4 protein-coding genes are annotated in these 3,794 nt (G+C 58.4%); all 4 read right to left on the reverse strand.

Features of this window, described 5'->3' with window-relative positions:
* Positions 1–197 precede the first annotated feature (197 nt).
* The 4 genes from ACED88_RS10665 to upp all read right to left on the reverse strand — a co-directional run bounded on the left by ACED88_RS10665 (position 198) and on the right by upp (position 3,517).
* Positions 198–725: a SixA phosphatase family protein gene (locus tag ACED88_RS10665; protein ID WP_449109576.1), complete on the reverse strand. Its 528-nt coding sequence runs from the start codon at positions 723–725 to the stop codon at positions 198–200.
* Between the two features lie 9 nt (positions 726–734).
* Entirely contained in the window at positions 735–1,517 is a 783-nt protein-coding gene (locus ACED88_RS10670) for an alpha/beta fold hydrolase (RefSeq protein WP_449109577.1), read from the reverse strand.
* 128 nt (positions 1,518–1,645) lie between these two features.
* Positions 1,646–2,419 carry a winged helix-turn-helix domain-containing protein gene (locus ACED88_RS10675; protein WP_237237530.1) on the reverse strand — a complete coding sequence of 258 codons (774 nt, stop codon included), beginning with the start codon at positions 2,417–2,419 and terminating at the stop codon, positions 1,646–1,648.
* Positions 2,420–2,878: 459 nt separating this feature from the next.
* On the reverse strand, positions 2,879–3,517 hold the full coding sequence (gene upp, locus ACED88_RS10680) for a uracil phosphoribosyltransferase (protein ID WP_185174039.1): 639 nt from the start codon (positions 3,515–3,517) through the stop codon (positions 2,879–2,881).
* Between the last annotated feature and the right edge of the window lie 277 nt (positions 3,518–3,794).

Consider the following 3,794-nt stretch of genomic DNA (forward strand, 5'->3'; position numbering starts at 1 on the left):
TAGCTTGTGGGGTTGGTTGCCTTGTGTTGATTGGGTTGTGGGGGTGTTGGGGACACACTTTTCTGCCTATAACCCGGTTTTTCTGTTCCTGCGCGGCACTCCACTGGTAGGTGTGCTGCTAACCGCCAAATGTGGCGATGCCGCCGCCACATTTGGCGGCTAGCGCCACAGGTGCGGACGCCCGCCGTCAGCTCCCGCTAAAAGGTTGCGAAATGGGTGAGGCGGGCCTCGCCCTCAATTAGCTGGTCCCAGTCGCCGCTTACCTCAAAAACGGTCAGGGACGAGGGGGCATACCCGTAGGAGGCATCCATCAGCGCCTCGTACTCTGAATCGGGGCGAGCCAGCTGCAGGGCGGCGTCCTGAACCCCGGGTAGGTGGGCAATCAGCATCAGGGACTGCACCCCGGCGGGGGTGCGATTGATAGCTGTGAGCAGGGCTGAGGCCGGTGCGTTGTAGAGGCGTTCATCCAGACTAGCGGTGGGCGCTTTCTCTCCCAGAGCGTCTGAAACCCAGGTAGTGGTCTGCCTGGTACGTAGTGCCGCTGAGCTGACCAGCATCTCGGGTACCAGTCCCTTCTCCTTCAGCCACTCCCCGGCCCGCTGGGCCTGTTCACTCCCATGACGGGTCAAGGGGCGGTTGAAGTCATCAAGCCCCCAGTCAGCTTCAGCATGACGCATGATAATGAGGGTGCGGGCATCGTGACGTGGCAGGGCGAAATCGGTCATACACCCATCCTAACCGTCGAGGCCGATAAAGCGCTTGAGCAGGTAAATGGTCTCTTCGGGCTTCTCAGAGTGCACCCAGTGCCCGGCCCCCTTGATCACCACACGGCGCACCAGGGGGAAAAGCCGTTTCATGGGCTCAAGGTCGGCATCTGTAATATAGGGGGACTCCCCACCTGCGACCCACAGTACCGGCTTCTCAAAAACTCCGTCAGCCCCCGGCCAGCCCATAATCTCGGGCAGGTGACGACGGAGCATCTGCAGGTTGGGCTCCCAGGAGTTACCGGTCTTTGACATGGTCAGATTCTGTAGAAGAAAAGCTCGGGTGCCAGCAGCTGGCACATTGGCTGCCAGGTCAGCTTCGGCCTGGGAACGGGTAGTGTAGGTGTCGATCGGCAGGTTCAGCATAGAATCCATGAGAATCTCAAAGCTACCCTTAGATTCCCCCGGGGCAATATCGATAACGACCAGCTTGCTTACCAGGTGGGGGTGGCGCAGGGCCAGCAGCATAGCGATTTTGCCACCCATCGAGTGGCCCATCAGCACCACAGGCTCCCCAGCCCCGAATTCTTCAACGGCTTCAGCCGCCAGATCTGCCATCTGCCGGTAGTCGAAACTCTCTGTCCAGTAGCTCGCCCCGTGGTTGGGTAGGTCAACGAGCAGGGTTTGCACCCCCTCACCCAGCCCCTTCGCGATACGAGTGAAGTTCTTACCCCGCCCCAACAGGCCGTGCAGAAAGACAGTTTTGAGGGGGCCAGAGCCAACAAGAGAAGTTTTCAGAGAGGGAACAGTCATGCCCTCTACTCTACTACCGCCCGCTCGCCCGGTGGCGGGGAGCCGGGGCGGGAGCGTCCGCGCACACAAAGAGCACCGCACCCAGCCTGCATAGCTGAGTGCGGCGCTCCCATTTAATCGGTGTGAGCCTAGATGGAGTACTCCGGTGCTGCCCAGACAACAACCTCGGGGTGCTCGTAGAAGCGGTAACCCTGGCCGCGCACGGTACGCACGGTGTTCGACAGGCGACCCAGCTTAGAGCGCAGACGACGGATGTGAACATCGATGGTGCGCTCGTTGGGGATTTCCTCAGCGTCGCGCCACAGGCTGGTCAGCAGCTCTTCGCGGGCAACGGTGCGCTGGCCGTTTTCGACCAGGTAGTTGAGAAGCTCAAACTCCTTGTAGGTAAGGTTGAGCAGCTCGCCGTCCAGGTAAACCTCGCGGCGGGAAAGATCAATCAGCACGCCCACTGAGTGGGTGGGCTTTGATTCCTCACCTGTGTGATGGGCGGACGCCACAGCCGCCTCAGGCTGGTAGTGCACAGCGGTGGGATCACCCAAAGCATTGCGGACGACCTCAAGGTCGCTACCCTGCGCATCGGCGGGAGCCAGCGCCACGGCTGCATAAGATTCGGCGCCCGGCACCTGGTTCTGCACGTAGGCACGGGTGTCTTGGACGATTCGTACTAGAGAGGTTCCATGATGAGCCGCAGCTTCTTCGCTAAGGCCAACATAAATAACGAAACCACGCGCCTCGTTCTCCTGCGCAGCTACGCGCGGAGGCTCAGGCTTATAGGTCATAGGGCGAAGATTAGCAGGCTGCTGCTTTGCAATACCGCGACCATGACCGGCTGCGCCCTGCTGGCGCTGAGCGGCAGAACGGTTGCGCTGCGAGATGTGAACATACCCCGGTGCACCTGACATTTTGCCTACCTTCTCCCTGTATGAGTTGAGCATTCGTGTGTGGTTCCACTAGACAGAAAACCGTGTGTGCGGGTGGGTCTGCTGTCTACTTTTAATCGTTGTCCGAATTTGTATTTAAAGCAAGTAATATTCGCGTATTTTTTCAACTTATCTGAGTCTAGCCTCTGGGCGGGTGTCAGCAAACATGAAAATCCTTACATTCGACGGCATATTTTTACACCCTAAAGTACAGATAAGGCACCCTAAAGCCCGGTTTTCTGCATATTTTTACCCAATGAAAAAACCGGACAACTAGAACACCCAAAAGCTATTTGTCAATACCCCTTGACGGGGGAATCTCACCATGCAATATATCCACCATCACGCACCAACCCCGCGCGGGGCCGTCCGCCCCCTTACAACACAAGGGGCAGCCCGCCATCCGGCGAGCTGCCCCTCAACTAAAGCAGTGGGTAAACCCTACTCAGCAACCCCGTACAGGCGGTCACCAGCATCGCCCAGACCGGGCACAATGTATGCCTTTTCATTGAGGCGCTCATCCTGAGCAGCCAGGAAGAGGTCAACATTCTCAAGACCATCAACGCCCTTCTCGAGTGCCTCGATACCCTCAGGGGCACCCAGTACGCATATACAGGTGATGTGCTCAGCACCGCGAGCGCGCAAGAACTTGATGGACTCAATCAGGGTGCCACCGGTTGCCAGCATGGGGTCAAGCACGTAGACCTGGCGACCGGTGAGATCCTCGGGGAGACGCTCAGCATAGGTGACGATATCCAGGGTTTCCTCGTTGCGGGCCATACCCAGGAAGCCCACCTCAGCGGTAGGGATCAGGCGAGTCATACCCTCCAGCATGCCCAGACCGGCGCGCAGGATCGGCACAATCAGGGGGCGGGGGTTGGCAATGTGCGAGCCGACGGTGGTAGCAACCGGGGTTTCAACTTCGCGAGGCTCAACGCGAATCTCGCGGGTAGCCTCGTAGGCCAGCAGGGTGACGAGCTCGTCAACAAGCTGGCGGAAAATCGGGGAGGGGGTGTTCTTATCGCGAAGAACGGTAATTTTGTGGTCGACCAGGGGGTGGTCCAGAACTTTAATACGCATAGTTAAAAGCTACCACTGGCCGCTAGCTCGGAGAGAGCGGCCGGCCAACACTGTGTTCACGAGCGCTACATGTTGCGGTGACTCCCAAATGTGGCGGTGGCACTGCCACATATGACGGTCGGTGCCACAGTTAGGTATAGAGGCGGAGGGCAAACGAGTATCACAGGAGTATCACGACTTGACATGTTTGTGTCAGATTTAGGGTTATAGGCAGAAAAGTGTGTCCCCAACACCCCCACAACCCAATCAACACAAGGCAACCAACCCCACAAGCTAG

This window comes from Rothia sp. 11273D007AR (assembly GCF_053547255.1).